We start from the raw sequence: 2,252 nt of genomic DNA on the forward strand, positions 1-2,252 counted from the left end.
CCGCTGCCCCGTCCGGCATCCCAGAGAAACAGCTTTACCAGACGGCCCTGAAGCGCTACCGCGCCTACCAGGCGGCCTACCAAAAGGCCTACGAAACCAACAACGCTGCCGAGCTCTCGACCGTCGCCGTAGACCCGCTTCTCGGTCAGGTGACGAAGGAGCTGGAAGCCACCAAGGCCAAAGGCGAGCTCTGGCGCTTCACCAACACCTTCAACCCCCGTGTCTACGCCCGCTCGACGGACAGCTCAAAGGTCTACGTCATCGACTGCGTGCGCACACTCGTCGGCTACCGCTTCTCCACCACGACAGGCAAGCGCATCAGCGGCGGGCCTGGCGCGGCCTACGTCTACCGGACCACACTCCAATACGACGGCCGCACCTGGAAGGCCGCCGCCACCGTCCGGGACAAGCAATGCTGACGGCAGATCGGGAAGGACGCACGATGTCTCCCACCAGCCTCATCAGGCGCCGCGCGGCATCCGGCGCCATCACGGCGTCCGCCCTCGTGACGGCCGCGCTCCTGGTGCCCATCGCCACCGCCGCTCCTGCGTTCGGCTGCATCGTGCGGCCCGACGGGACGATGTCCTGCAACCCGCGCTCCACCGAGACCGGTTCGACCGGCGGAGGCGGCGGCTCGGGCGGAGGCGGCGGCGGTCCCGTCGAACCGCCCCCGCCGGAGGGACTGACGGCGAACGAGGCGGTCGGCTTCGTCCCCGTCGACGGGGGCGGAGCGCCGCTGCAGGCCGCACCGCCCAACACGTTCGAGCTCGTCCAGAGCGCCCTGGCCAAGAAGGGCCTGCCCGTCCCCGAAGTGCACACCGCGCCCAATGGGAAGACGTACGTGCGCATGCGGACCGCGCTGTGGGTGGAAGGCTTCAACGTCGTGCAGACGGCGCCCGTCAGCGCGGGCGCGCAGACGGTCCAGGCGACGGCCCAGCCCAGGTCGGTCACGTGGAACCTCGGCGAGGACAAGCTCGTCTGTCAGAACGCCGGCAGCAAGGACGGAAAGGCCTGCTCGTACGCCTACAAGCGGTCGTCCGCCGGGCAGCCGGGCGGGAAGTATGAGATCACCGCCACCATCTCCTGGCACATCACGTGGACGTGTCAGGGCGCCGACTGCGACGCCCCCGGCGGCGACCTCGGCGAGCACACCATGACATCGCAGCCCACGCCGCTCATCGTCAGCGAGATCCAGACCAACACCGGCCGGTGACGCCGCGCGGACACCGCCTGCCCGGATTCGTCGAGCTGGCGGAGTTGGGGGCCGGGGCCCAAGGCGTGGTCGTGCTCGCCCGGCATGAGTCCGGCGCCGGGCCGATCGCGATCAAATACCTGGCCCCCGACCTGCTCGGCGACCCGGCGGCGCGGTCGGTCTTCCGGGACGAGGCCGCGATGCTCAAGCGGGTCATGGATCCGCATGTGGCGCGGCTGCTCGACTACCTGGAGTCCCCCTGGGGCGCGGCGATCGTCCTGGAGGCGGTGCCCGGCCGCTCGCTGCGCCGCATCCTGGACGATCAGCAGCGGCCGTTCACGCCCGAAGCCGCGTTGACCACGTTGAAGGGCTCACTGCTGGGCCTGGCGGCGGCCCATGCCGTGGGAGTCGTCCACCGTGACTACAAGCCCGCGAACGTATTGGTCCAGGACGACGGGCAGAGCAAGCTCATCGATTTCGGAGTCGCCGTCCTCGCCGGGCAGAAGGGCGTAGCGGGTACCCCCGCGTACATGGCGCCCGAGCAATGGACGGGCGGACCGGCCACACCCGCGACCGACCTCTATGCGGCCACCTGCGTGTTCGTGGAATGCGTCAGTGGCGAGAAGCCCTTCCGGGGGACGACCTTGGAGGACTGGAGAGCCGCGCACACCGAAGGACCCCTGCCCCTCGACGGAGTGCCCGGGCCGTTGCGCCCACTCGTCGAACGCGGCCTGGCCAAGAACCCGTCCGCCAGGACGTGGAACGCCAACGAGTTCATCAACGAGCTGGAGGCGGTCGCAGTCCGGACCTACGGCCCCGACTGGGAGCGCCGCGGCTACCTCGCTCTCGGAGCCACCGCCGCCGCCGTCGCGACGTCGATCCCGCTGGGGATGCTCGGGAGCGCGCTCCTCGCCCCTGGCGCCTCGTCCACGGCGGCGGGCGCCTTCGCAGGCCAGGCGTCCATGGGCTACGCCCAAGGGGCGGCGTCGGCGGACTTCATGGCCAAGGGCGGCGCGTCCGTCTCCAAGGGCGTCCTGGCCAAGGTCGGAGGGACGAAGGG

3 protein-coding genes are annotated in these 2,252 nt (G+C 70.5%); all 3 read left to right on the plus strand.

Going from position 1 to position 2,252, the window contains the following annotated elements:
• Positions 1-419 (plus strand): hypothetical protein (locus tag E1264_RS44320; RefSeq protein WP_165964669.1); only part of this gene is annotated, 419 nt, incomplete at its 5' end.
• A 23-nt stretch (positions 420-442) separates the two neighbouring features.
• Positions 443-1,213 carry a hypothetical protein gene (locus tag E1264_RS42145; protein WP_132183124.1) on the plus strand — a complete coding sequence of 257 codons (771 nt, stop codon included), beginning with the start codon at positions 443-445 and terminating at the stop codon, positions 1,211-1,213.
• Positions 1,210-2,252, plus strand: a 1,043-nt coding sequence (locus E1264_RS42150) for a serine/threonine-protein kinase (protein WP_132183126.1), incomplete at its 3' end; no start/stop codon positions are given. The genes E1264_RS42145 and E1264_RS42150, both read left to right, overlap by 4 nt.

Source organism: Actinomadura sp. KC216 (assembly GCF_004348535.1).
Taxonomy (GTDB): Bacteria; Actinomycetota; Actinomycetes; order Streptosporangiales; family Streptosporangiaceae; genus Spirillospora.